Genomic DNA, 23,968 nt, shown 5'->3' with positions numbered 1-23,968 from the left:
ATCAGATGGCCGTCGTCGTCCGAGCCGTAAGGCTTTGGTTAGCCATATAGTTCCGACTACGAATTAATTTCGGATAAAAAATACGCTAGCGGACAACATTTCGGAGAATCCTATGGCTCCGGTTCATTGGCCCCTCCTCGATTCGTTAGCCCCCTCCCCAATCAGGTAAATAAGCGATAACCGACTCAAGGCCCGGAATGGGGCAGTCGCAGAACAAAAAGAAGACCCCCGTTCCGTACGGGAATCCTCTTTATCGGCAGATCGCCTCGCTTATCAAGCGGCCTTGAAGAGGGAACCCGTTCCATCCTGTTCGCAGGACGAGTCCCCTCTTCTAGCCGCACGCGAGACGAACCGCTAGTTAATCGTAATGCTGTCGAGTTCGGCGTACCCCGTGCTTCCTTTGGCCAACCGGATAATATTGTCCCCGGCCGTCAGGTTCACGTTCACGTTGACGGTGCCGAACTGCCCCCATCCCGCCGTGGGCGGATACGTCACGGTCGACCAAGCTCCTCCGTTATAGGCCAATTGGTGAGTGGAGTTGCTTCCCGTGCCGTTCGCGTACCGGATCGTCATCGTGTACGTCTTCGTCGTCGCCGCCTTCACGTAGAAGTCCACGTAGCTGTCGCTATAGTCGATCTGCGCGACGTATCGGCCGCCGGACGCGCCCGAGCCGGAAGAGACGTTCGCGCGGTTCACCGCCGCGTCTTCGGCTTCGTACACGTTGGTCGCCTGTCCGTATGGGGTGAGATAGATCCGATACCCGTCGTTGTTGTAGAGTCCATGGATCGGGATGGAGATCTGATTGTTCGAGATCGTATAGTCGCCTTCCAGCAGCGTGTTCGTCGTGTTCACGGCCGTTCCCCGGTTGACGAACGGGGTCCATTCCACCCGGACATGAACCTTGCTGCCGTTCGTTCCGAAGAACGACGGGAAGTTCTTGACGACGGCGTTCACGGAGCCGTCCGTCGCTCCTCCGAACAGGACGCTCGCGTATTTCCGGGTCGAATCCACGTTGGCGAACCCGTCGAGAGCGAGCATATCGTTCGGGTTCGGAGGCGCGACGCTAACCATATTCCCCGTCATATCGCCGTACCACTTGTAGAACCACCACCCGCCGTTGCGCTGCGTCGGGCTGGCCAGCAGGCTGCCGAGCCGGCCGGGATTCGGCACGTCCCAGTAGCTCTGCATCGCGGTATCGATCCTCAGCCTCTCGAACTTGGCGATGAGCGGCGCGACGACGCCGGGCTTGCCTTCGTCCGCGATCCAGCCGGCCCCGCTGTATTCGTTGATCGAGATCGGCCGGGCCGATATTCCGAGCGACGATTCGATTCCCCGGTAGTCGTTGTAGTTCGCCGTGAAGTTCTCGCCTCCGAGCTGATGCCACGATACGATGTCCGGCAGCGTGTTCTGGGACTTCTGATAGGCGAGGAAGTCCAGCATGGCGGCGTGGCCGTACCCGGCGAAGGAAGGACCGATCGCCTTGGCGGCCGGGGCCAGCTCCTTCAGCTTCTTGTAGCTGAGGCTGAAGAACTCCCGGAACGTCAAGTTGCCGGATGCGTCGGAGGAAGCATACCCGCTGTTATACGTCGTCGCGCGGTTCGCCTTCGCGTTCTCCGCCTCGTATCGCACGGGACTCGCGCCGGCCACGTCGATGTAGTCGATCTCGGCGTAGCCCGTCGCTCCCTTCGCGAACCGGATCGTGTTGCTTCCCGCCTGCAAGCCGACGTTCACGGTCAGCGAACCCGCGGTCCCCGCCCGGAACCAGCCGCCCGTGTTCGGATACGTTATCGTCGAAGCGCCGCCGCCGTTGACGCTTAATTGATGGGTCGCATTCGCGCCGGTTCCGTTGGCGTACCGGATCGTAACCGCGTACGTCTTCGCCGTCGGCACGTTCACGGCGAACTCGACGTAGCTGTCGCTATAGTCGATGGTCCCGACGTACTTGCCCTTCCAGGTGCCGTCCGGCTCGTTCCACAATTCGTAGCCGTACACGTTCGTCAGGCCGGCCGCTTGGACGTCGTTCACCGTCGTCGTCAGCTTGCCGAACCAGTCCGTCAAGTTCGAATAGTCGTACCAGCCGGTATACCAGTCCGCCAGCCGAACCGTCGCTTGGCTGCCCGAAGGAGCGAGCCGCTTCGCGACGGGCACGACGGCCCCCCACGGCTGCTGATAGCCGGCAACCGCCGGATTGATGTAAGCCTTGGCGCGCAGGGGCAGGATCAAGTTGTTGTCGGGCTGGTTCTCGATAACGCCGTACAACGAGCCGGCCGCGCCGTGGGTGACCGGACCGATCGCGTTCGATAAATCGACGGTCAGATTCGTCGCCGCGGAGGCGGGGGCCGCCGATAGCACGCTCCCGAGCAGCGCGGTCAGGATGCTTAGAGACAACGTTTTTCTCATTAAACAACCTCCCGTACGTTAGAATTGGCCTTGCCCTGTCTTCCTGCCTTCCTGCCTTCCTGCCTTCCTGTCTTCCTGTCTTCTCGCCTTCCGATTCCAGGATGACTCCCTGCCGCGCGTTCGTCGGCCGCATCACCTCCTCCCGGGCCGGCCGCCCGCCCTATTCGCCCTTCAGGCCGGACAGCGTCACGCCCCGCACGAACAAGTCCTGGGCGGCCAGGAACACGATCAGGATCGGCAGGATGGTGATGACGGTCGCCGCCATCAACGCCGGCCAGTCGGTCGAATACAGTCCTTGCATATTGGCGAGGCCGAGCGTAAGCGTCATCTTGTTCATCGAGCTCAAGAAGACGAGCGGATTGATGAAGTCGTTCCACGTGCCCAGCATGATAAAGATGCCGAGCGTCGCCAGCGCGGGCTTGGACAGCGGCACGAAGATCCGCCAATAGATGCCGAACGGGGTGCAGCCGTCGATTCGGGCGGCCTCCTCCAGCGCGACCGGAATCGTGGAGAAGAACTGCCGGAGCAAAAACGTGCCGAACGCGGAGACGATCCCCGGCAGGATCAGCGACAGATGCGTGTCGAGAAGCCCGTAATACTTCATCAGCAGGAAGGTCGGGATCATCGTCACTTGGGCCGGAACCATCAGCGTCGCCAGGTAGATGCCGAACAGGCCGTCCCGGAACGGGAACCGGAGCCGGGCGAACACGAACCCGGCCATCGAGCTGGAGACGAGCTGGAGCGCGACGACGATCGCCGTGATTTTCACCGTGTTGAAGAAGAATCGGAAGAAGGGAAAGCGTTCGGTCATATGGACATAGTTCGCAAACTTGAGCTCCTCCCCGAACCACTTCGGCGGATAGGTGAACACTTCGTTCATTCCCTTCAGCGACGTACCGATCGACCAGAGGAACGGGAACAGCATCAGGATCGAGCCGGCCAACAAGACGAGGTGCGCGGCCGGTCTTGCCCACGTTCGTCGATTCATTGCGCGAACCTCCTTAATAGACGCTCCATTTTTTCTGACGCCAGAATTGGATGAACGTGACGATCATGACGATGAAGAACAGGACGTAAGCCATCGCGCTCGCGTACCCCATGCGGAAGTACTGGAACGCGTTCTGGAAGACGTAATAGACCATCACGGACGTCGATCGCGCCGGTCCGCCTTGCGTCATGAGATAGACGGTATCGAACACCTGGAACGAGTTGATGAAGGACATGACCGTCACGAAGAAGGTCGTCGGGGACAGAAGAGGAACCGTGATGCGGGCGAACTTCGAGTACCACTTCGCCCCGTCGATGTCCGCGGCCTCGTAATAGCTGTCGGAGATGGATTGCAGCCCCGCCAGGAAGATCAGCATGTTGAAGCCGAGGCTCTTCCAGATGCTCGTTATGATCACGGCAGGCATCGCCCAACGCGGACTGGTGAGCCAAGCGGGTCCGTCGATGCCGAACCAGGAGAGGGCGTAGTTGAGCAGACCGTATTCGGGATTGTAGATCCATTGCCAGATCACGGAGACCGCGACCATGGACGAGATGACGGGAATGAAGAACGCGGCCCGGTAAAAACGCACGAATCGCAGCTTCTGGTTCAGGAATACCGCCAGGACCAAGGACAATGCGATCCCGATCGGAACGCTGACCAGCGTGAAGACGAACGTGTTCTTGAACACCTGGCCGAACACCTTGTCCTCGAACAGCTCCTTGTAGTTGTCGACGCCTCTCCATTGGAAGGAGTCGGTCAGGTTCCAGTCGGAGAAGCTGATCGCGAACGTCGCCAGAACGGGCAGCAGCAGGAACAAGAGGAAGCCGAGCACATTCGGCAGCAGCATGAGAAAAGCCCAAAAACCGTCCTTATGAACGAGACGCTTCATCGGTTTCATCGTCGCACCCCGGGTGAGGGAGCGCGGGAGGAACGGGACCGTCGCCCGGTCCTTCCGGCGCTCCGCAATCTGTTTATTTGCCTTGAGCCTGCAAGTTCTGATTGACGACGGATTCGATATTCTCGACCGTCTTGTCGAGCGGTTGGTTGCCGAGGAAGTACTTGTCCAGCTCCGCGGACGTATCTTCCTGGATCTTCTGGCTGCTCAGCAGCGCGTAAGGATACGTCTTGGACGAAGTGAAGTACGGAATCATCTCTTCGAAGCCGTCCGGATGAACGCCGGGAGTCAGCCACTTCTTAATGCCTTCTTCCGAATACAGCGACTTGTGGTTCGGCAGCCAGAGGCCGGCCTTGACGTTCTGAAGCTGGTACTCCTCGGAAGACAAGAACTCGATGAGCTTCCACGCTTCGTCCGGATGCTTCGTATTGGCCGAAGCGACGTGCAGGTGCGCTTGGCCGTGGGTCACGGCTTCCTTGAACTTGGGAAGCACCGCCATTCCCACTTCGAAGTTCATGTTCGAGAGCTCCTGAAGCGCCCACGAGCCGTCCACGAGCATCGCGATCTTGCCCGTCTGCAGCATCTGGGAAGCGCTCATGCCGCTGTTCGTGAGCAGCTTGCCTTCCGGCGCGACGCCCTCCTTCTTGCGCAGGTCCGAGATCGCCTGCAGCACTTCCTTGACTTCCGGCGTGTTCGCCGCCGACTTCGTCAGGTCGTCGGAGAACCAGTTGCCGCCGTTGCTCATGATCTCGGCGATCGTGTTGTAGTACGTCTCCAGGCCGTATACGCCGTACTGCTCGGTCTTGTCGCCGTTCTTGACGGTGAGCTTCTTGGCGGCGTCCACGAACTCCGGCCAGCTCCAAGCCTTGGCCGGATCGCTCGGCGGATAAGGCACGCCCGCCTTGTCGAACAGCTCCTTGTTGTAGTAGAGAACGGGAGCGACGATGCACGACTCGATGCCGTAATACTTGCCGTCCACGGTGCTGAGCTTGACGGCGGAGTCGATCAGATCGCCGGCGATGCCGCTTGCCTGGACGCGGTCCGTCAGGTCGAGCAGGCTCTTCCGCTTCACGAAGTCGCTGTAATAGTCGCTCTGCAGGAAGAACACGTCGGGAGCTTCGTTGCCGAGCACGAGCGTCTGCATCTTGGCGACGTACTGGGTGCCGCCCGGAATCGTCGTGTACTCGACCTTGATGTTCGGATTCGACTTCATGAACGATTCGATGCCCTTCTTGACGCTCTCCGTCTCGAGCGGGCTGACTTCCCAGCCCATGAACTTCAGCGTGACCTGCTCGTTCTTCTGGCCGCCGCCGGACGATGCCGGCGACGAAGCGGATCCGGAAGGCGAGGCGGAACCGCCCGCGGCGCTCCCGTTCCCATTCCCATTCCCGTTCCCGCCGCAAGCCGTCGCGAGCAGCGCCAGGCTCAGCGGAATCGCAATAGCCGTCAGTTGCTTTCTCATGCCGAAAAGACCCTCCACGATCGGTATAGTGTCGAAGCCCGAAGCGTCGGTTGAAACGCTTTCATCTTCGCCATTCCACTATACCGAACCCGAGGAGGGTCCTCCTTGAACCATTTTTGGATTCTTCGACTATTTTTGCGGATACCGTTCTTCCACCAGGGCCGCCAGCTCCCGAAGCGCGTCCGACGCCGTCTTCTCGCCCTGCCAGACGGGCAGCAGCGCTTCCGTGACTTCGGGGTAAATGTCCATCTGATTGCGCAAGTAGTAGCCGACGCCGGGTACCCCGCGCTCCAGAAGCTGCCGCAGCATCGCGTCCTTGAAGCCGGGCGGATGGGCGGCCCGGTTGGCGTTCACCCAGCGGTCGACGAGAGAGGGATCCGTATACCACTTCTTCAGCACCGGCATCCAGAGCCCGTCCGCGTACAGGTGGATGGCCTTGCTCGGATCGGACAGCCACTTGTACAGCAGCCAGGCTTCGTCCGGATGGCGGGACGAGGCGAACAGAACCGTCGCGCCGCTGAGGGCGACGGTGACGCTCTTCTTCAGCTTCGGAAGCGCGCCGATGTCGTAATCGACGTTCGCCTTGCCGAGATCGAGGTTGATCCATTGGCCGTCGACGATCATGGCCGCGAGTCCGGCCTGCAGGGCGATATGAATCGAGGGCAGCGACTTGGAATCGTAAGCGGACGGAGCGACGTGATGCACGTTGACAAGGTCCGCGAGCCGCTGAATCGCTTCCGCGGCCGCCGGCTCGTGCAGCGTGAAGCGGGAGCCGTCCGGGCTGACCCAATCGCCTCCGTTCCCGAAGATGAAGTTGTTGAGAGGCTCCGGCCACGTCTCGAACATGACGCCGTAGCGAACGATGCGGTCCTTATCGAAGGCCGGATCGTAGGCATTGCGCCCTTCGCTGTCCAGCGTAAGCCGCTTCGCCGCGTCGACGAACCGTTCCCACGTCCAAGCCTCCTCCGCCCTGGCGGGAGGGGGCGACACGCCCGCTTCCGCGAGCAGGTCTCTCCGGTAGAACAAGCCGTAACATTCGGCCGCGGTGCTGATCCCCCAGGCATACTCGGGATCGGACTTGTACCAGAGGTAATCCAGGAAGTCCTGCCGCTTCAGCTCCGGATCCCGATTCAGATAATCGAACAGATTCAGGAACTTCCCTTGCCGGGCGAACGCTTCCCCCAGCTCCGTCGTCATGTACGCGATGTCCGGCTCTTCGTTCGAGGCCGACATCGCCAGCATCTTCGTGTTGTAATCGGAATTCGGCAGTTGGCTGGCTTCGACGGCGATCCACGGGTATTCCCGCATAAATCCCGCGAGCGCGTCCTCAATGGCCCTTTGCTCCTCCAGCGACCCCCAATACGTGAACCGAAGCGTAACCTTGTCCCGGTACGTCTCCTTCGGGGAAGAAGCGGACCGCCCCGCCTCCCAGCGCAGTCCCGTCAGAATGCCGCCGAGGAGCAGGGCGAACGCCAGTGCTATCGATATCGGCTTGCGCAGCATGCGGAGTCCCCCCTATGACTTGGCCGGCGGCAGCGTGACGGAGACGACGGTGCCCCCGTCCGGAACGGAATCGATATGAACCCCGTACGGCGCGCCGTACAGGAGGCGTATTCGCCGGTTCACGTTGGCTATTCCGACGTGATGCTCTTCCTTCAGAAGCGCGTCCAGCTTCGAAGCGTCCATCCCCCGTCCGTTGTCCTCGATCCGATAGACGCGCTCGCCGTTCTCCTTCCGGCACGAGATCGAGAGCCTGCCGAATCGGTCCAATCCTTTGAAGCCGTGCACGAACGCGTTCTCGACGATCGGCTGCAGGAAGAACTTCGGGACCTCCCCGTCGAGCATCTCTTCGTCGATGTCGTATTCGGCCCGGAACGTTCCTTCGAACCGGCTGCTCATGATCGTGACGTAGCTCTGCAAATAATTGAGATCGTCCCGGAACCGGACGACGGCCGCATCGGTCTTCACCATATACTTGAGCATGTTGGACAGGCTGACGACGATCTCGCTGATCTCCGCCTCTCCTCGTTCCAGCGACATGAGACTTACCATGTTCAGCGTGTTGTACATGAAGTGAGGGTCCAATTGCAGGTTCAGGGCCTTGATCTCGGCTTCCTTCTCGCGAATTTTCGTCTCGTAATTTTCCCGGATCAGCTTGCCGATGTTCTCGTTCATGTCGTTGAACTTCTTCATCAGCACCTTGAACTCGTAGCTCCCGCTCTCCCGGAAGCGCGTCTCGAACCGGCCTTCGCCCGTGTTCGCGATCGCCCGGATCATCGTCCGGAACGGATGGGTGACGAGCCGCGACAGCAGGAAGGACAAGCCGACGAACAGCAAGGTGATGATGCCGACGGTGAACAGCAGATTGCGCCCGTATTGGCGGATGACGGGACCGAGAAGCTCGCTCGGAGGCACGACGGCGACGCTGAGCCAGCCGGTAATCTCCGAACGGGAATACGCCACGACCTGTTCCCGCCCGCCGATCTTGAGCATGCGGACGCCGTGCTTCTCGCTCATCAGCTCGTCCAGAGCCGGAAGCTCGATCCGGGACGTCAACCGGGATCGATCCGGGTGGGAGACGATCCGCCCGTCCCCGTCGACGACGAAGTAAGCGCCGCCGCCGACCGGGAGGCTGCCGTCGAAGACGTTCGTGTACAGCGAATCCTTGAAGTTGAGAATCAGGATCGGCTTGTCCTTAAGCTCCGAATAGGCTTTGAACCTCCCTTTGAAGTAGGTGCCTTGGATCATCGAGACGGCCGAGAACAAGTAGCGGTAATCGTAGTCCACTTGCTTCAGGTAAGGCACCCGGTACATCTCGGCGAAGTCGTAGGTGGGAACCCACTGGATCTTCCCTTCGCCCCGCTTCGCGAGAAGATGAATCGCCGAGCCGTCGAACTCCCGGATCGGGATGAAGTTCTTGGCGTGCTCGCTGTTCGCCGAAGACGACGTGCCGAAGATGAAGTACGAAGTCGCCACCTGGACCGAATAGATGTCTTGGGACTGGGCGAAATATTTATCCAGGATGGCCTTGATGCGAAGATCCGCGGTCAGCACCTGCGTCTTGTTCCCGGGGTCGAGGCGGGAGAACGTCTCGTAGAAATCCGCGTCTTCGGTGAAGCCGTAGATCATCTCCCGGATTCGGGAAAACTTGGAGTCGATGATCTCGTTGTTCTTCTTCACGATCGTATAGACGTCCTTCTGCGCCATCTCCAGGATCGTTCTTCGGTTCAGCCGGTAGTCGCTCAAGCTGAAGATAAGGGCCGTCGCCGCCAACAGCAAGATATAGGTAAGGAGCAGCTTCGTGTGAAGGCGGCTGTCCTTCATCGCGTTAAACCATTTTCTCATCCCATGGCGCCTCTTCCGTTCATCCGGCGGAACGCGTTCGGCGACATGCCGGTATAGCGCTTGAACATCTTGTTGAAGTAGGTCACGTTCCGGAAGCCGACCCGCTCCGAGATGTCCGCGATTCGATCGTCGGTGTTCTCGAGCATCCGCTTCGCGTTCCGGATCCGCAATTCCAGAACGTAATCGGAGAAGTTCACTCCCGTCTTCTGCTTGAACAGGCTGCTGAAGTAGGACGGGTTAAAGTGATACATCTGCGCGAGAGATTCCAGCGACAGATCCTCCATGTAGCGTTCGCGCAGGTAGTTCTGGCATTGGAGAATCAGCTGCCCGTTCTTGTCCCGCCTCGCCGCTTCCGCCTGTTCGAACAGAGCGTCCAGAAGCCGGCCGAACCGGGACCTGAGTTCCAGGCAGCTCTGGCTGGCTTCGAAGCTCCGCTTCGCCGCCGCCATGGACGGAAGATCGATCTCGGCGAGAAGGCCGCTTCGCAAGGCTTCGACGACGCCGCGGTACAACAGGACGGTCTCTTCCTTCGCGACGTCGGGCTCCGGGTAAGGCGGCGATTCCCGGAAGGAGAAGAAGGCGTCCATCCGCTTCCGCGCTCCCGCGCGGTCTCCGTTCCGGACGGCCGAGGCGATGGCCTCCGCCGCTTCCTTCGTTCCGGTCCGAGCCGCGTCGGCGAAGGGGCCGACTTCCGAGCGCAGCAGAATCGGCTCGTTCTCGGCGTAGAAGCGGTGCCGGACGGCCAGCAAGGCTTCGCCGAGGGCGTCCGGCGCGGCTTCGGTCAGCGAAGGCTGCAGCCTGCTGATTCCGAGGTATATCCGCCGCTCCTCTCCTTCCGCGAGCCGTTCGTATATTTTCCTGACCGTTCGGGTCCATGGCGCGTGCCGCGCGGCTGACGCTTGATCCAGCCAGGCGAAGGAATAGATTCGGGAACGGGCCGGATCGGCGAAGCATTCGCTTCTCCCAAGCGCCGCCAACGATTCCGACCACTTCGCCGACAACCGTTCTGACGCGGACGGGTCGGGATCCGCCTCTATCTCCGAAGACGGCGCGGCGAACTCGAGGACCATGGCGATCCCCGGGATTCCGGCCGGATACGGCTTGAACAGTTCGTCTCTGAGCTCGCGGCTTATCGTTCCGCCTAGCCACGCTCTCCACAGATGCTCGCGGTACAAGGTCTCCGATTGGCGAAGCCGCCGTTCCCGGTCGAACAGATGCTGCAGCTTGGCGACGATTCTCTCGATATCCGCCAGCCCGATCGGCTTCACGAGATAATCGACGACCCGATGCTCCAGGGCTTGGCGCGCGTATTCGAATCGGCCGTATCCGCTTATCAAGATGGTCTTAACCGCCGGCTTCTCGTTCGCGATGCGCTCGGCGAGCGACAAGCCGTCGCTGCCGGGCATTCGAATGTCGGTCAACACCGCGTCGATAGGCTCGCGCTGCAGGAGGCTCCAGGCCTCCTCCGCGTCCGCCGCCTCGAGGATGCGGAACCGGGGCCACTTCTTCCCGATGATGGCCGAGAGCGCCTTGACCTGGCGAGGCTCGTCGTCTACGATCAGCAGAGTTTCCAAATGACACACCCTCTTTTTGCGTAAGCGCTGTCATTCTCTACTATAACCTGTCGGGAAGGGCTCGGGTACCTCTATTATTTTTAGAAAATGAAACGATCTTTGGATTCCCGTCTAGGCGCCGGACCGACGAATAGCGGCCGGGAACCGGTTTCGGGGAACGAGAGGCGGGCTCGGATCGGGGAATGTGCGGCCGGATCGGATCGGGACAGAGGAAGACATTCGGAGCGCGTCGACTTGCCGGGCCGGCGGCCGGTACGAACGGGGGCCGGAATGCGGCGCTTGCCGCGACGATTCCGGCCGGCTCACGGCTGCTTGTTGAACTGGCGGCGAAGCAGCATAAACTGCTTGGCCAGGAACGCCGGCGTGTACGGCATGTCGTGGCGCAGCCAGGATACGATCGTGCCGATCAGGGCCGAAGAGCCGTACCAGATCGCGATGTCGCGTTGGACGCCCGCCCGGGTGACGGTGGCCATGCCTTCGATGCGCTCGATTCTCTCGGTGATGAGCCTCTTCAGAAGTCCCAGGAGGCGTTCGGTGAAGAGCGGAGTCCGCTTGGACCCGAGAACGACCTTATAGAACTTGGAGTTCTCCGCGATATGCTCCAGCAGATGGAGAATCATCGGCCAATCCTCGTTCGGGTCCGCGCTCGGCTCCTGCCGCTCCTCTCCCAGAATCTTGGAGATCTCCTCGACCATCTCGTCGGCCAGCTTGTCCATCATGTCCGGAATGTCCCGGTAGTGCAGATAGAACGTCACCCGGTTGATGGTGGCGCGCTCCGCGAGGCGGTTGACCGAGATCTTGTCGACGTCCATCTCCTCAAGCAATTCGATGAAGGCTTCCCGAAGCATTCGGCGGGTCCGGAGGATACGGGGGTCCGTGCGGCTGTTCGTTGGATCCAACGTCGTTCTCCTCTCCTAGGCGTGCTTGTCTGAATAATCGATTGCGTGTTCATTATATGACACTGTGTAAATGGAGTCCAACCCGGCGCGTGCCGCGGACGAACGAGAGCCGGCTCCCTGGGGAGCCGGCTTCATGGCCGTTCCTATAGCCGGTTGGCGGGTCCGTACCCGTTATTCCCCCGTGGCCGCCCGATCCGGCCTCCGGGGACGCGCCGGCGACTTGGCCGCATATTCTTCGCCGTAGATCTCCTTGAGGTGCTCGATATGCTCCGTTCCCCAGCGGTTCAAGCCCTCGAGCAACGGAATGAGCCGATGGGCGTACTCCGTCACCGAATATTCCACTTTGGGCGGAACGTCGAGATGCACTTGGCGGCTCACGATGTCGTGATACTCCAGCTCCCGCAATTGCGAGGTCAGCATCTTCTTGGTAATATCCGGAATCGCCCTCCGAAGCTCGCTGAATCTCATCGTCCCGTTCGAGAACAATTGTTCCAGAATAACCCGCTTCCACTTCCCCGCGAGGATCTCCAACACCGCCTCGGCCTTGCAGTCCATGGACAATTCGATCTCCTCCGTCATTCGGCTGAACTAGGTTCCTTCCGGGATACCAGGTATCTTCCAAGTGCCTTCTATCGGATACGCGCATTACAAATTATAATCTACTATGTAATACAAAGTAAATTACGATAGAGTGATCGGAGGGACCAATCATGACAACCGGACAACTGAAGATCGGCATCATTCTCGGAAGCACCCGTCAAGGCCGCGTAAGCCCGCAGGTGGGAGAATGGGTCAAGCAGATCGCCGACAAGCGCGGGGACGCCCAGTACGAGATCGTCGACATCGCGGATTACAAGCTCCCCTTCCTGGGCGAAGGAACGGGACAAGAGCCGGGCATCGCGAACTGGAACGCCAAGCTCAACAGCCTCGACGGGTTCGTCTTCATCGTACAAGAGTACAACCACAGCATCACGGGCGTCCTGAAGAACGCCATCGATTCGGCGCGCGAGGCCTGGAATAACAAGGCGGCCGGCATCGTCAGCTACGGTTCCACGGGCGGGGCCCGCGCAGCCGAGCATCTGCGCGGCATTCTGGGCGAGCTGCTGGTGGCGGACGTCCGCGTTCATCCGACGCTCTCCCTGTTCACCGACTTCGAGAACTTCTCCGTGTTCAAGCCGGCCGAGCTGCATCTGACGAACGTGAACGCGATGCTCGATCAGCTCGTCGCCTGGAGCGGCGCTCTCAAGACGCTGCGTTAAGATTCGGATTCCGTTGAAAAGAAGAAGCCTATGTCCCCGGAGCCTTATACGAAGGGGACATAGGCTTTATTTACTCCTTCAGGATATACTCCTCCAGGAACGCGTTGCGGAACTTGCCGGCCGGGTCGAATTCCCGGACGAGGCGCCGGAATTCGGGCAGCTTCTCGTAGAGAGGCTGCACCCGTCCGGGCGGCATGGCGAACAGCTTGCCCCAATGCGGCCTCGCTTCGAACGGCTCCAGCTTCCGCTCGATCAGCGGCAGCACCTCGCGCACCTTCTCCCATTCCGGCTTCCAGGTGAAGTGAATCCCCGCCGAATTCCGCTTGTAGCATGGGCTCATCCACAGGTTGTCCTCGGCGATCGTGCGAATCTCCGAGATATACAGCAGCGGCGAGATCTTCTCCCTCAGCTCGTAGATGGCGCTTAGAGCGGCGTAGGCTTGCTCGCGCGGAACGAAATACTCGCTCTGCAGCTCCTCGCCGGCGCTCGGCGTGAAGTCCATGCGGAAGTGCGGCAGCCTCTCGTGCCAAGGGCCCGGAACGCCCAGCTGCTCGCTGCAGGGGTCCGCGGACAAACCCGGCACCGGATGCAGGCGAGTCCGCGCCCCTCTCGCCCCGTGGAACTCGGCCTCCGCTTCCGCCGCGCGGACCGATGAAGCCGAATCCGGGCCGGAATCGCCCCCCGTCAGCCGCGCCTTCACCCATACTTGATTGATGGAGTCCTTCTTCCAATCCGTGAACAGACTGACGCTGTAAGCGCTCGAGAAAATCGCGTCCAGCCCCTGCTCCAGCCGCGCCAGGGGCAGCTCTTCGTACACGCGCTGCGCCACCCGGAACGTCGGAACGACGTTCAGCGTGAGCTTGGTCACGACGCCCAGCGCGCCGAGCCCGACGACCGCTCCCTGGAACGTCTCGTCCCCGTCGTCGCGGGAGAGCGAGGCGAGGCTCCCGTCCGCGCGGACGATCTCCATCGCGTGAACCGAAGTCGCGAGGCTCCCGTTCCGGTCGCCGGAGCCGTGCGTGCCCGTGGCGCAAGCGCCCGCGACGGTAATGTGCGGCAGCGACGCCAGATTCGGCAGCGCGAAGCCGTTGTCGTGAAGATAATGCCCCAGCTCCCCGTAACGGACGCCGCCTTCGACCGTCACCCTGCCGTTCTCCCGGTCCAGCTCCAGAATCCGGTTCAGCTTCGCGAGCGACAGATGGCTTCCGGCGCTGTCGGCGATGCCGTTGAACGAATGGCGCGTGCCGAGCGCCTTGATCCGGCCGCTCGCCGCGACCCGCTCGCGCACCTGCGCGACGTCTTCGGGTTCGATTAGCTCCGTAGCGTTATACGTATAATTGCCTGCCCAATTATGACTCCTGCTCATTCGCACCCTCTCCGACTTGGAGGCGTTTCCCTCGTTATTTTCAATCCCCTTCCTCATTATCTGTTCCCCGCAGGCCGATTGCAACGCGGAGCTCCCGGTTCGGACAAGCCCGCAAGCCTTAAACGACATTTTCAAAGGCTCTGTCTAATATGTCGATCTTCCGTAACACATCGGCCAGTTCCTGTTAACTAAATAACAATCCGGACCGAAATCGTCGCTTGTAATGTCATCCGTTCCGTTTATAATCTAATTTATCGCTCGTAAAGTATACGACACTATGTAAACTATCTACAGAGAGATAGGAACGAAAGGATGGAACAGGTTGAGTACGAATACGGCAACAACCGGCAATTCCGTCAAGAAGGGCCCGATCCTGTTCATCATGATTCTGGGCGCCTTCCTGGCCACGCTGAACCAGACGGTAATGAGCGTCGCGATCCCGGAACTGATGGGCGACTTCGGCATCTCCGCCGCCACGGCCCAGTGGCTCACGACGGGCTACATGCTCGTCAACGGCGTTCTGATCCCGATCACGGCCTTCTTCATGCAGCGATTCTCCACGCGCCAGCTGTTCCAGGCGTCCATGATCATCTTCCTCGTCGGAACGATCGTGTCGGCATTGGCGTCGAGCTTCTCCGTTCTGCTCGTCGGGCGGCTCATTCAGGCGGCCGGAGCCGGCATTATCATGCCGCTGCTTATGAACGTCATTCTGACGCTGTTCCCCCCGGAGAAAAGAGGAGCGGCCATGGGCATGGTCGGCTTCGCGATTATATTCGCCCCGGCCATCGGCCCTACGCTCGCCGGTTACATTCTCGAGAACTTCGCCTGGGAGACGATGTTCTACGGCATGATTCCGCTCGCCCTTATCGTCATCGTCTGCGGCTTCGTCTATCTGCGCAACGTATCGGAGCCGTCTCCCGCCAAGATCGACTTGCTCAGCGTCGCCTTGTCCACCGTCGGCTTCGGGGCCGTGCTGTACGGCTTCAGCCGGGCCGGCAGCGAGGGCTGGTCCAGCGGCGAAGTGCTCGGTTCGCTGGCCGCCGGCGTCGTCGCCATCGTCTTGTTCGCCTGGCGGCAGCTCGTCGCGCGCAATCCCCTGCTCGATCTGCGCGCCTTCAAGTACAACATGTTCACGCTGACGACTATCATTAATATCGCGGTTACGATGGTGATGTATGCGGATATGATGCTGCTTCCGCTGTACCTGCAGAACGCTCGCGGGTATACCGCGCTGGAATCCGGCTTGCTGATGCTCCCCGGCGCTCTCGTCATGGGTTTCCTCATGCCGGTGACCGGAAGGCTGTTCGACCGGTTCGGGGCGAAGTGGCTGTCCGTCATCGGACTCGTCATCACGATCGCCACGACGATCGGCTTCGTCGATCTGACGGATTCGACGAGCTATTTATATCTGATTCTCATGTCCACCGCACGCCGGATCGGGATGGCGCTGTTCATGATGCCGATCCAGACCGCGGGCCTCAACCAGCTGCCGAACCGGCTGAACGCCCACGGCACGGCCATCTCCAACACGGTCCGGCAGGTGGCCGGCGCCATCGGCACGTCGCTGCTCGTCACGGTCATGACGAGCCGGACCGAGACGCACATGAAGGATATGATGGCATCGGGCTCGGCGCAAGGCGCCACGCAGCAGCAGATGATCACGGACGCGACCATCCAGGGGATCAACGACGCTTATCTCGTCATCATCGGCATCGGCGTCGTCGGCCTCTTGCTCTCCTTCTTCATCAAGCGCGTCGCGCAGGCGTCCGACGAGAGCGCCGCGGTTCGCGCCAAGGAGCAAATCGCATAACAGATAGCTGAATACGCGACAAAAAAACGTCTCTCCGATGAATATCGGATCGAGACGTTTTTTTGTCGTTCGAGCAAGTTGGGCCTTGGCGATACCAAGCTCTTCCCTTGCAGAATAGCCGGGCCGCTTCTTACCCCTCGGCGTACGGATCGATCGTCCGGATCGTTCCGTCCTCGTTGTACCGCAGCTCCGTATACTTCACGCAGCGCTTGTGGTTGACGCCTCCGGACAGCGAACAATCGTGATAGAACAAATACCACTTGCCTCGGAACTCGACGATGGAGTGGTGGGTCGTCCAGCCGATGACCGGCGTGAGGATCGTCCCCTTGAACGTATAGGGTCCCATCGGCTCGCGGCTCACCGCGTACACGAGCTTGTGCGTCGTTCCCGTCGAATACGAGAGGTAATACCAGCCGTTATACTTGTGCACCCAAGGCCCTTCGAAGTAGCGCCGGTCTTCGTCGCCGGCGAGGATCGGGCTTCCTTCCTCGTCCACGATGGCGATCTCCCGCGGCGCTTCCCGCAGCGACAGCATGTCGTCGCTCAACCGCGCGACCCGCGGCCCGAGCGCCGGCGCGTCGGCTGCCGGTCCCTCGGCGTCCGGACGGAAGACGCCGGTCTGCCATTTCTCCAATTGGCCGCCCCACAGGCCGCCGAAGTACATATACGACTGGCCGTCGTCGTCGACGAGGACCGCCGGATCGATGCTGAAGCTGCCTTCGATATAGCTCGGCTGCGGCTCGAAGGGGCCGGCCGGCGACGGGCTCGTCGCCGCCCCGATGCGGAAGATCCCTTCGCGATCCCGCGCGGGGAAGAAGAGATAATAGCGGCCGTTCTTGTACGCGGCATCCGGAGCCCAGAGCTGCTTGGACGCCCAGGGAACGTTCCGGAGGTGAAGAACCTCGCCGTGGTCGACGACCGGAGACTCGAAGTCGGCCATGGACAAGACGTGGTAATCTTCCATCGCGTATTGGTCGCCGTTATCGTTGTCCGGACCGTCGTGATCCACATCGTGCGAAGGGTAAATGTAAATTCGGCCGTCGAACACGTGGGCGGAAGGGTCCGCGGTGAAGAGGTGGGTGACGAGCGGCTGATTCGGTTTGGGCGCGTCGTTCAATCGGGTCAGCTCCATTCGGTTGGTAATCTCGGGATCTCGGGGTGCCGGCCTGCCGGGGCGAATCCCCGTTCAAGGCCGCTTCCGAATATTATCTTCTATTTTGCCCCGATCCGAAATAAAGAAATTGCAGAATTTCCCCTACAAATTATAGAGGATGAGACGCCCAAGAGTAAATCCGAGCACTCGCGGAATTGAAGGGCGTTCCCTGTCGCGGCAAGATGACAATTTCCCACAAATGGATAACCATTATATAGTAATTTTGGCATGGTCGTCGTTAGCTGAAAGTCTCTGTCAGGATTCCCGGCCGTATGCTATATTCTTGTCGGACAGTCGAGGGAACCGACTAAGCGGCTGCCAGAAGGGAGTATGGGCGATGTTCGAATGGTTCGAGAAGCTGATCCGCGATACCATCTGGAAAGCGATCGCCGATTTTTTCGAGATGCTGCCCGGTCTTGCGGAGGATGCAATCAGAGAGAAGCTGCACAGCCTGACGGCAGGTCAAGAGCTATCCTCTTCGCCGCTCGTTCGGGTACTTGGAGTCGACATCGGGTCCGATACGATTACGCTGCTTGTCAGAGGCGCCTTCCCGATCGGCGGCGTCACCCCCTTCATGCGCCTGGAGATCGTCATCTCCCGCTCGGAGGTTCATCTCTCCTTCGCCGAAGCTCCTATCCGCATCGTTCAATGGAAGACCGTGCTCGGCGACTTGACTGTCGAATCGGAAGGAAAATATAAAGGCAGCCTCGGCTTCGGCTACGAAGATGGCGCCTGGCTGGGGCAAGGCTCTCTGAAGCTGATCCCGCTGGATATCTCGGGCGCGATCTACGGCGGCTTCAGCGACCGCGGCATGATTCTCGGCCTGGACGGCCAGGCTCCGCGCGGCTCGTCGATTCCGCTGGGCCCGACCGGGCTTGGCCTGCGCGGACTGGGCGGCGACTTCGCCTATAACTTCGTGCCTCGTCTGGAGCAAGGCGGCATTCCGATCCCGAAGCCGTCGGCTGCCGATTATGTGACATGGGCGCGCGCCGGGAACGGCATCGACCGCTGGAAGAACGGGCCGATCGGCCAAACGTCCGTCGGCGTCGGCGTTCGCACCGTCCTCTGCACCATCGCCGACCAAGGCTTCGCCTTCGAGCTCAATCCCGTCGGATTCGCCTTCTTGATGCCGAGCGGGACTTTTATCGTCGGCGGGAAGGGCGTCCTGCTGAAGCGGGAAGGCTTCGGCGCGGAAGGCTTCTTCGTGTTCGATGCCGCGAGCGCTTCGCTGGCGCTTGGCCTCGGCGTCAACGTCGAGCTGAAGAAGCTGATCAAAGGCAGCGGCCAGCTGGACGTGTTCTTCTCCTTCTCCGATCCGACCGCCTGGTACCTCGATCTGGGCACCGAATCGAGACCGGTGAAGCTCGAGCTGCTCAAGGATGTCCCCGTCGTCTCCATCCTCCTGTTCCAGAAAGCGGACGCGTACTTCCGCATCAATCACCGCCGGATCGCATTCGGAGGCTCCATCGGAATCGGGGGCAAATACGAGATCGGCGATGTGATCACGCTGATCGCCAGGCTCGCGGTCTCGCTGAACGCCTATGTCGGATGGGACCCTCTTCTCGTTCGCGCTCAGATCAAGGTGCATGGGGAGCTCGGCATCAAGGTGTGGAAGTTCGAGCTTATCTTGAGCGGCGACGCCTCCGCGGAGGTTTATTTCCCGGACCCGACGCTGTTCCGCTTCGAGATCGGCGTGAAGCTGGACTTGCCGTGGCCGATTCCGGACGTCAGCTTCACCAAGTCGTTCGGGGATAACATCGCCTCCGCGCCGGCCCTCTCCTCCCCGCTTACGGTCGGCACGTACGAGATCAATGGCGCGATAACCGCGCAGCAGCAAACCGTTACCGCCATCCATGTCCTCAGCGACCTGCAATGGAATTTGGACGCCGATAAGCCGTGGCCGGATCTCGATCTCGTCATTCCGTTCACGAGACGGGTTCGCGATATGACGGGCAAGGTGGAGCCGAGTCAAAACGCGGGACCGAGCGAACAGGGAGGCTATACGGTTACGGAGGATCTGTTGGAGCTCGAGCTGTTCGACCTGGTTCACCATACCGCCGTACCGGACGTCGGAGCCGTCTGGGCGGAAGGTCCGGGCGGCGGAACCGCCCAATTGCACATTCTCGGCTCCGACCCGTTCGCCTGGATTACGGCCAAGTCGGATACCTTGAAGTTCCCGGTCTCCGAACAAGCCGAGAAGCTGCACGATCTGTTCTTCGGCTACGGCGCTCCCGAAGCGATCCCCGAAGCCCGCAAGTTCGGATCCGTGGAATATGAGCCGAGCAACGCGAACGGAGCTCCGGATCGGCTCATTGCCTCGTTCCAGCCCGTTATTCCGACCCGCGTGCTCGCAACGTCCGGGTTCTCGCTTCGATTCCTGGATCTCGGAGGCAGCCCGGTTCTCGTATCGGAGGTATCCTTGTTCGTCATTGCCGGCAAGCGGGCGATCCACCTGCTCTCTCTCCTCTCCTCCGGCGGAGCTCAGGCGAAGGTCGCGGATCTAGGTCCCGTAACGAGCAATCTGCGCCTAGTCTCGGTCACGTTCCGATTGCCCGTGCCGGTCGACCGCTTCACTCTCCAATTGGAGTCTATCGAACGGGGATTAAATTCCTTGTACGTCTATGCGATTCGCTACCGGGAGACCGTGCCGGCCTCTTCCGCTTCGTGGACGAAGAAGACTCTGAAGCCCGGCAAGTATCGCTTGACGCTAAAAGGGCGGTCGAAGGCGGAGCATCCGGCAAGCGGCGGAGCATCCGTTCCGTATCCGCCGGCAAGCCCCGTCGAATGGGCCTTCGAGAAGGAGTTCGAGGTCGTGTATCCCGAGACGCTGCGCCCTTACATTTACTACTCGACCTTCGGAGACACCCGCCTGTTCGCCAATGCCCGCCATCCCTGGACGACCTGGACCAAGGACAAATGGAATCCGACGCAGTACGGTTTCGGGTTCCCGGTTTATCGCAGCTATAAGGTAGCCGTCCGTTTTGTCGTTCCTTACGTGAGCGAAGTGTTCGGCAGCGTGCCTCTGATCGCGCGGATCTCCTATGAAGACGGCATCGGCGATTTCGAGGAGACGCTAACGCCGGCCGCCGCCGCGGACGGCCTCAGCTCGCTGCCGCCGGAGAGCCGGAATTGGATCTTGGCCCGCGGCGGCTCCGTTCCCGCCGATCAGGAAGCGGAGCTGGCCGGGGCGCTTCCGAGAGCCGGCGCCGCGAAGCTGACGCTTCTGTTCGAGCACCCCGTCAAAGGCGAAGTGCGGCTGGACGAATGGAGCGGCTACGCCTCGGCATTCGCCGACTTCAACCAGCACGTCAATTGGCCGCATTCGTGCGTGACGGTGTATTACGATTCGGCCGGCCGGCATACAACCGCCGAATGCCCGCTGCCGGAAGCCAAGCGAGGTCCTCTTTTCGGCCGGATCAATCCGGCGTTCGATCTCGCCAGAGCGGGCAGCATCGGCCATATTGTCCTGAGCGGCGCGGCGCGCGCCAAGAAGAATCCGGTTGTCGCGAGCGAGAAGATCAAGCCGCAGGTGCCGCCGATCGACAAGATCCCGGGGCCGATCGATAAGATCCCGACGCCGAAGCCGTATCCGGAGGAATATTCCGAACCCCCGGCCGGTTGGCAGCTCCCGCCTTCGCTCGCGGCCGAGACGGGCGATATCGACGAGGATGCCGCGCTGCGGTTCATCCGGTTCGCGGCGGCCACGGGCGCGAAATTTTCCGCCGGAGGCGACCCTCTCGCCGGCATCAACATCGCGGCCGGCAGCACGACGGTCGAAGCCGTCACCGACCCGCAGGGCCGGCCCTACGCGCTGTGGCTGCGCACGCCGGAGCCCGTCGATTGGCGGCGCGTCTCGGCCGAGCTGACGATTCGCCACGTCGAGCCGGCCGCGGGCTGCCCGACCGGCTTCGCCCATCGGCGCAAGCTCGAGCTCGAAGTGTCGATCCTGCCGGGTCCGGACGGCAGCTCCGCCTTCTTAACCGGCGAGCTGGCCGGCATTCCCGCCCTTCTGCCGCGCGGCGAATACGAGCTGAGGCTGTCGTTCGATCCTCACCTGGCGGGCCTTCCGCGGCTTCGTCCGACGCCGGCCGCGGGTCCCGTCCCGGAGACGGCGACGCTCAAGTTCGTGCAGCCGCTCGGGCTCGCCTGGCCGCTGCCGCGCCAGGGCGGCATCCGGATTCCGCCGATCGATATTCCGGTTGTGATCGATCCGCGCCCCTTCGACCCGCGCCCCTTCGACCCGCGCCCCTTCGACCCGCGCCCCTTCGATCCGGCGATCGGCGACAAGGTGAACCCGAAGCGGACTCTTGCGGACGCGTCTGCGAACGGTCTGCAGGCCGCCGACCGGGAGTCCGCGCCGTCCGATTCGCCCGGACTCGATCTCCGCGATATTCGGCGGATGAGCGCCGGCGAACCGGCCGCCTTCCCGCGAATCCCGCTTGCCGGCGAATTCCGGGCATCGGCAGACGGCTGGGAACGGACGGCGGAAGCCTCGGCTATCGGAGACGGCCATGAACGAAGCGATTCCATTGGGAGAGGTGAGGAGTCTTGACCATCTATCTATCCGCGCTCGGCTGGGTTCCCGATGCCCCTGCGGGCAATCGGCTTCGTTGGCATTATCCCGTGCAGGAGATCGGGGCGGAGGGCAGCTACCGCGGGCTTCCCCGGTCCATCATCGTGGAGCGGGCGCTATTGGACTCCAGAGAGCTGCGCCAATTCCGTCAAGCGTCATCTGCGGACTATCCGGCGAATTGGTGGCAGTTACACGGGGACATCCACTTCGGCCCCCTGCTTCCCGCTTCGGAGCACCGATTGAGCGGGCCGGTTCAGGCGGTGTCGTTCACGTGGCGGGGGACGGAGGCGCGCATTCTGTTCGCAAACTCGCAGACGGGCCGGACGGAAGCGGCTCGAACGGTCGGGAACGGCGATTCCGTCTATGCCGAGGGGCTGGGCATCGATACGATCGTCGCGATCGGCGAAGGCGGCACGTTGGAGAAGTTGCAGACGCTTGATTTGTTCCGGGACTTCGGTCTGGACTGGGAGCGAATCGCCGAGATCGGAGTTGAAGCCTCCTATGACTCCGATCTGTCTTCGGCAGCCGAGCGTTATGGCCTCCCGCCTACCCTCGGCGACCGGGAATGGGAAGACGTCGTCCGGCATGCGAAGGCCGCCCAAGCCTCCGCTCCCTCGGACGATCAGCACGGGGAACCTTCTTCTTGGGACTCGTTCCTGACGCTGCTCGGATTGAGATGGGAATACGCGCTGCTTGGCGGGTTCGCTTACTACGACGGCCCGCGGGACCGGATGAGTCCGCTCGACCAGCTTCTCGCGGACCCGTTGAAGGAACCGGCCAAGACGCTCGTCGCTTACCGGGTCGTCGACGCCGATACCGGCGAGGCGAGCAATCCCGCGGTCGTCCGGCCCGCGATTGCGCCGCCGCTCGGCGTGCCGGGAATTCCGCAGTATCTGAACCCGCAAGTGCGGCTGGTCGAATTCGGTACGGGCGCGAGCGAAGCGGCCTCTGCTATCGCCCCCATCGGCTCTTCGCCCTATAAGTTCCGTCAGCTGGAATTCGGAACCGACCGGTACCAGACGCGGATGACGCTCACCGTCGACCAGAGCGATCCGCGCGCGCTGGGCGTCGAAGTGGAGGAGGTCGTGGGCCAAAGTTCGATAGCCGGTTCGGCCGAGCGCCATACGGCTTACCACCTCCGAACGAGAAGGCCGGAAGACCCGCCTCTCCGGCTGTCCGCCGCCCGCAGCTTCGAAGTCGCCTTCCCGGACGTCCGGCTCTCGGCCAGGGCCAGAGCCGTCGACGGTTGGGACCGCGTCAGCGGTTATTCCGCCTGGTCGCCGGAGACGCCGCTGCAGCTGATCCATCATCCGTCGCCGCCCGCGTTCGAGTCCGCCGCCTGCAAGTCGGGGACGACTACCCTCGTGCGCCGGGCCCCCGCTCCCGGAGAGAGCGACTGGGAGCCCGACGACGTCGTCAGGCGATCGAACGGCCTGCTGAACATTTATCGGCAGACGAAATCCCCCCGCAGCGCATCCGTTACCGTCAGCGGCGCCGTACCGGCCGGAGGAGGCCTGTACCGGACGGTCGTCGCCGGAGCGTCGGCGCTGGAGGACTTCATCGGCGGCACGCTGTCGGCCGGCGGCATCACGGAGACGATTGTGGCGGCTAGCGGCAACGAAGTGCTTATTCGCGCCTCCGACAACGCCGGCTCTTCGGCCGACGCCTTCGGCCCCGGAAGCGCGCGGCTCGTCCAGGACATGAAGCATCCGGCGCTGTGGACGAAAATAACGCATTTTCCGGCTGTAGGACTGCCGGACCGGCTCGTGTTCGACGATCCCCTGCCAGCCCCGGACGGAGTCGCCGTTCATTCTTATATGGCGCGGCTTAGTTTCTTCGGCGGCCAAATCGGCCCTCAGGGCGGCATCGTGCGCGCGCTTCATTATCCTGCCGCTTTGCAGACGCCGCCGCCGTTCACCGTCGAACTGCTCGGCATCGACTTCTATCACCGGACGCTTCTGAAGGTGAGATTCGCATCGGAGACGGCAGGAACCTATACGGTCTGGTGGACCGACGGGGCCGCGACCGCAGCCGAGCTGGTCCTTCGGGGATCGACCGGGCTTCACCCGGCCCAGCCCGTTCAGAACAAACGTTATCTTTACGATACGCTGCCGCTCCCGATTCCGCAAAATGTCGACCGTCTCGTCACCATCGGCGTGCAGCGAGTCTCGGGCGGGGCGCAGAGCGACTTCGCGACGATCCAGGTCGTCCTTCCGGCGTTGATCGCGTAGCGAGAGGCATCCG

At 61.6% G+C, this 23,968-nt stretch carries 15 protein-coding genes; 4 read left to right on the top strand and 11 right to left on the bottom strand.

The genetic code is table 11. The features are described from left to right. Positions 1 to 354: 354 nt before the first annotated feature. The 9 genes from H7B90_RS26265 to H7B90_RS26225 all read right to left on the bottom strand — a co-directional run bounded on the left by H7B90_RS26265 (position 355) and on the right by H7B90_RS26225 (position 12,118). The gene (locus H7B90_RS26265; protein ID WP_185138864.1) at positions 355 to 2,400 is read right to left on the bottom strand and encodes a CBM35 domain-containing protein; all 2,046 of its coding nucleotides are present in this window, start codon (positions 2,398 to 2,400) and stop codon (positions 355 to 357) included. A gap of 160 nt (positions 2,401 to 2,560) precedes the next feature. Further along, complete coding sequence (locus H7B90_RS26260) at positions 2,561 to 3,388, bottom strand: carbohydrate ABC transporter permease (RefSeq protein WP_185138863.1); 828 nt, start codon at positions 3,386 to 3,388, stop codon at positions 2,561 to 2,563. 13 nt (positions 3,389 to 3,401) lie between these two features. Continuing rightward, a complete protein-coding gene (locus tag H7B90_RS26255; protein WP_246578705.1) occupies positions 3,402 to 4,277 on the bottom strand; it encodes a carbohydrate ABC transporter permease in 876 nt (291 codons plus the stop codon). Between the two features lie 82 nt (positions 4,278 to 4,359). Next, complete coding sequence (locus H7B90_RS26250; RefSeq protein WP_185138861.1) at positions 4,360 to 5,745, bottom strand: ABC transporter substrate-binding protein; 1,386 nt, start codon at positions 5,743 to 5,745, stop codon at positions 4,360 to 4,362. Positions 5,746 to 5,874: 129 nt separating this feature from the next. Continuing rightward, complete coding sequence (locus H7B90_RS26245) at positions 5,875 to 7,248, bottom strand: ABC transporter substrate-binding protein (protein WP_185138860.1); 1,374 nt, start codon at positions 7,246 to 7,248, stop codon at positions 5,875 to 5,877. A 12-nt stretch (positions 7,249 to 7,260) separates the two neighbouring features. Next, positions 7,261 to 9,090, bottom strand: a complete 1,830-nt coding sequence (locus H7B90_RS26240; RefSeq protein WP_185138859.1) for a sensor histidine kinase — start codon at positions 9,088 to 9,090, stop codon at positions 7,261 to 7,263. Continuing rightward, positions 9,087 to 10,664 (bottom strand): response regulator, encoded by a 1,578-nt coding sequence (locus tag H7B90_RS26235; RefSeq protein ID WP_185138858.1) that lies wholly within the window; start codon positions 10,662 to 10,664, stop codon positions 9,087 to 9,089. The genes H7B90_RS26240 and H7B90_RS26235 overlap by 4 nt, the downstream gene beginning before the upstream one ends. Positions 10,665 to 10,966: 302 nt before the next feature. Further along, positions 10,967 to 11,563, bottom strand: coding sequence for a TetR/AcrR family transcriptional regulator (locus H7B90_RS26230; protein ID WP_246578703.1), 597 nt, complete (start codon positions 11,561 to 11,563; stop codon positions 10,967 to 10,969). Between the two features lie 171 nt (positions 11,564 to 11,734). After that, a complete protein-coding gene (locus H7B90_RS26225) occupies positions 11,735 to 12,118 on the bottom strand; it encodes a winged helix-turn-helix transcriptional regulator (protein WP_306421783.1) in 384 nt (127 codons plus the stop codon). Between the two features lie 155 nt (positions 12,119 to 12,273). Here H7B90_RS26225 and H7B90_RS26220 point away from each other — a divergent pair, with 155 nt between their 5' ends. After that, positions 12,274 to 12,822 (top strand): NADPH-dependent FMN reductase, encoded by a 549-nt coding sequence (locus H7B90_RS26220; protein WP_185138856.1) that lies wholly within the window; start codon positions 12,274 to 12,276, stop codon positions 12,820 to 12,822. Positions 12,823 to 12,892: 70 nt separating this feature from the next. On the opposite strand, the gene H7B90_RS26215 is transcribed toward H7B90_RS26220, so the two are convergent. After that, positions 12,893 to 14,188, bottom strand: a complete 1,296-nt coding sequence (locus H7B90_RS26215; protein WP_185138855.1) for an FAD-binding protein — start codon at positions 14,186 to 14,188, stop codon at positions 12,893 to 12,895. Positions 14,189 to 14,570: 382 nt separating this feature from the next. Here H7B90_RS26215 and H7B90_RS26210 point away from each other — a divergent pair, with 382 nt between their 5' ends. Continuing rightward, on the top strand, positions 14,571 to 15,998 hold the full coding sequence (locus H7B90_RS26210) for a DHA2 family efflux MFS transporter permease subunit (protein ID WP_185138884.1): 1,428 nt from the start codon (positions 14,571 to 14,573) through the stop codon (positions 15,996 to 15,998). Positions 15,999 to 16,128: 130 nt separating this feature from the next. Here the strand turns inward: H7B90_RS26210 and H7B90_RS26205 are convergent, their stop codons facing one another. Continuing rightward, positions 16,129 to 17,130 (bottom strand): glycoside hydrolase family 43 protein, encoded by a 1,002-nt coding sequence (locus H7B90_RS26205; RefSeq protein WP_185138854.1) that lies wholly within the window; start codon positions 17,128 to 17,130, stop codon positions 16,129 to 16,131. A gap of 358 nt (positions 17,131 to 17,488) precedes the next feature. Between H7B90_RS26205 and H7B90_RS26200 the strand changes: the two genes are divergently transcribed. Both H7B90_RS26200 and H7B90_RS26195 read left to right on the top strand, forming a co-directional pair. Continuing rightward, positions 17,489 to 21,703, top strand: coding sequence for a hypothetical protein (locus H7B90_RS26200; protein WP_185138853.1), 4,215 nt, complete (start codon positions 17,489 to 17,491; stop codon positions 21,701 to 21,703). Beyond that, positions 21,700 to 23,955: a hypothetical protein gene (locus tag H7B90_RS26195; RefSeq protein WP_185138852.1), complete on the top strand. Its 2,256-nt coding sequence runs from the start codon at positions 21,700 to 21,702 to the stop codon at positions 23,953 to 23,955. The genes H7B90_RS26200 and H7B90_RS26195 overlap by 4 nt, the downstream gene beginning before the upstream one ends. Positions 23,956 to 23,968: the final 13 nt, after the last annotated feature.

It is taken from the genome of Cohnella xylanilytica, from assembly GCF_014212175.1.
GTDB classification, from domain to species: Bacteria; Bacillota; Bacilli; order Paenibacillales; family Paenibacillaceae; genus Cohnella; species Cohnella xylanilytica.
This window is presented reverse-complemented; position numbering and strand designations above follow the sequence as displayed.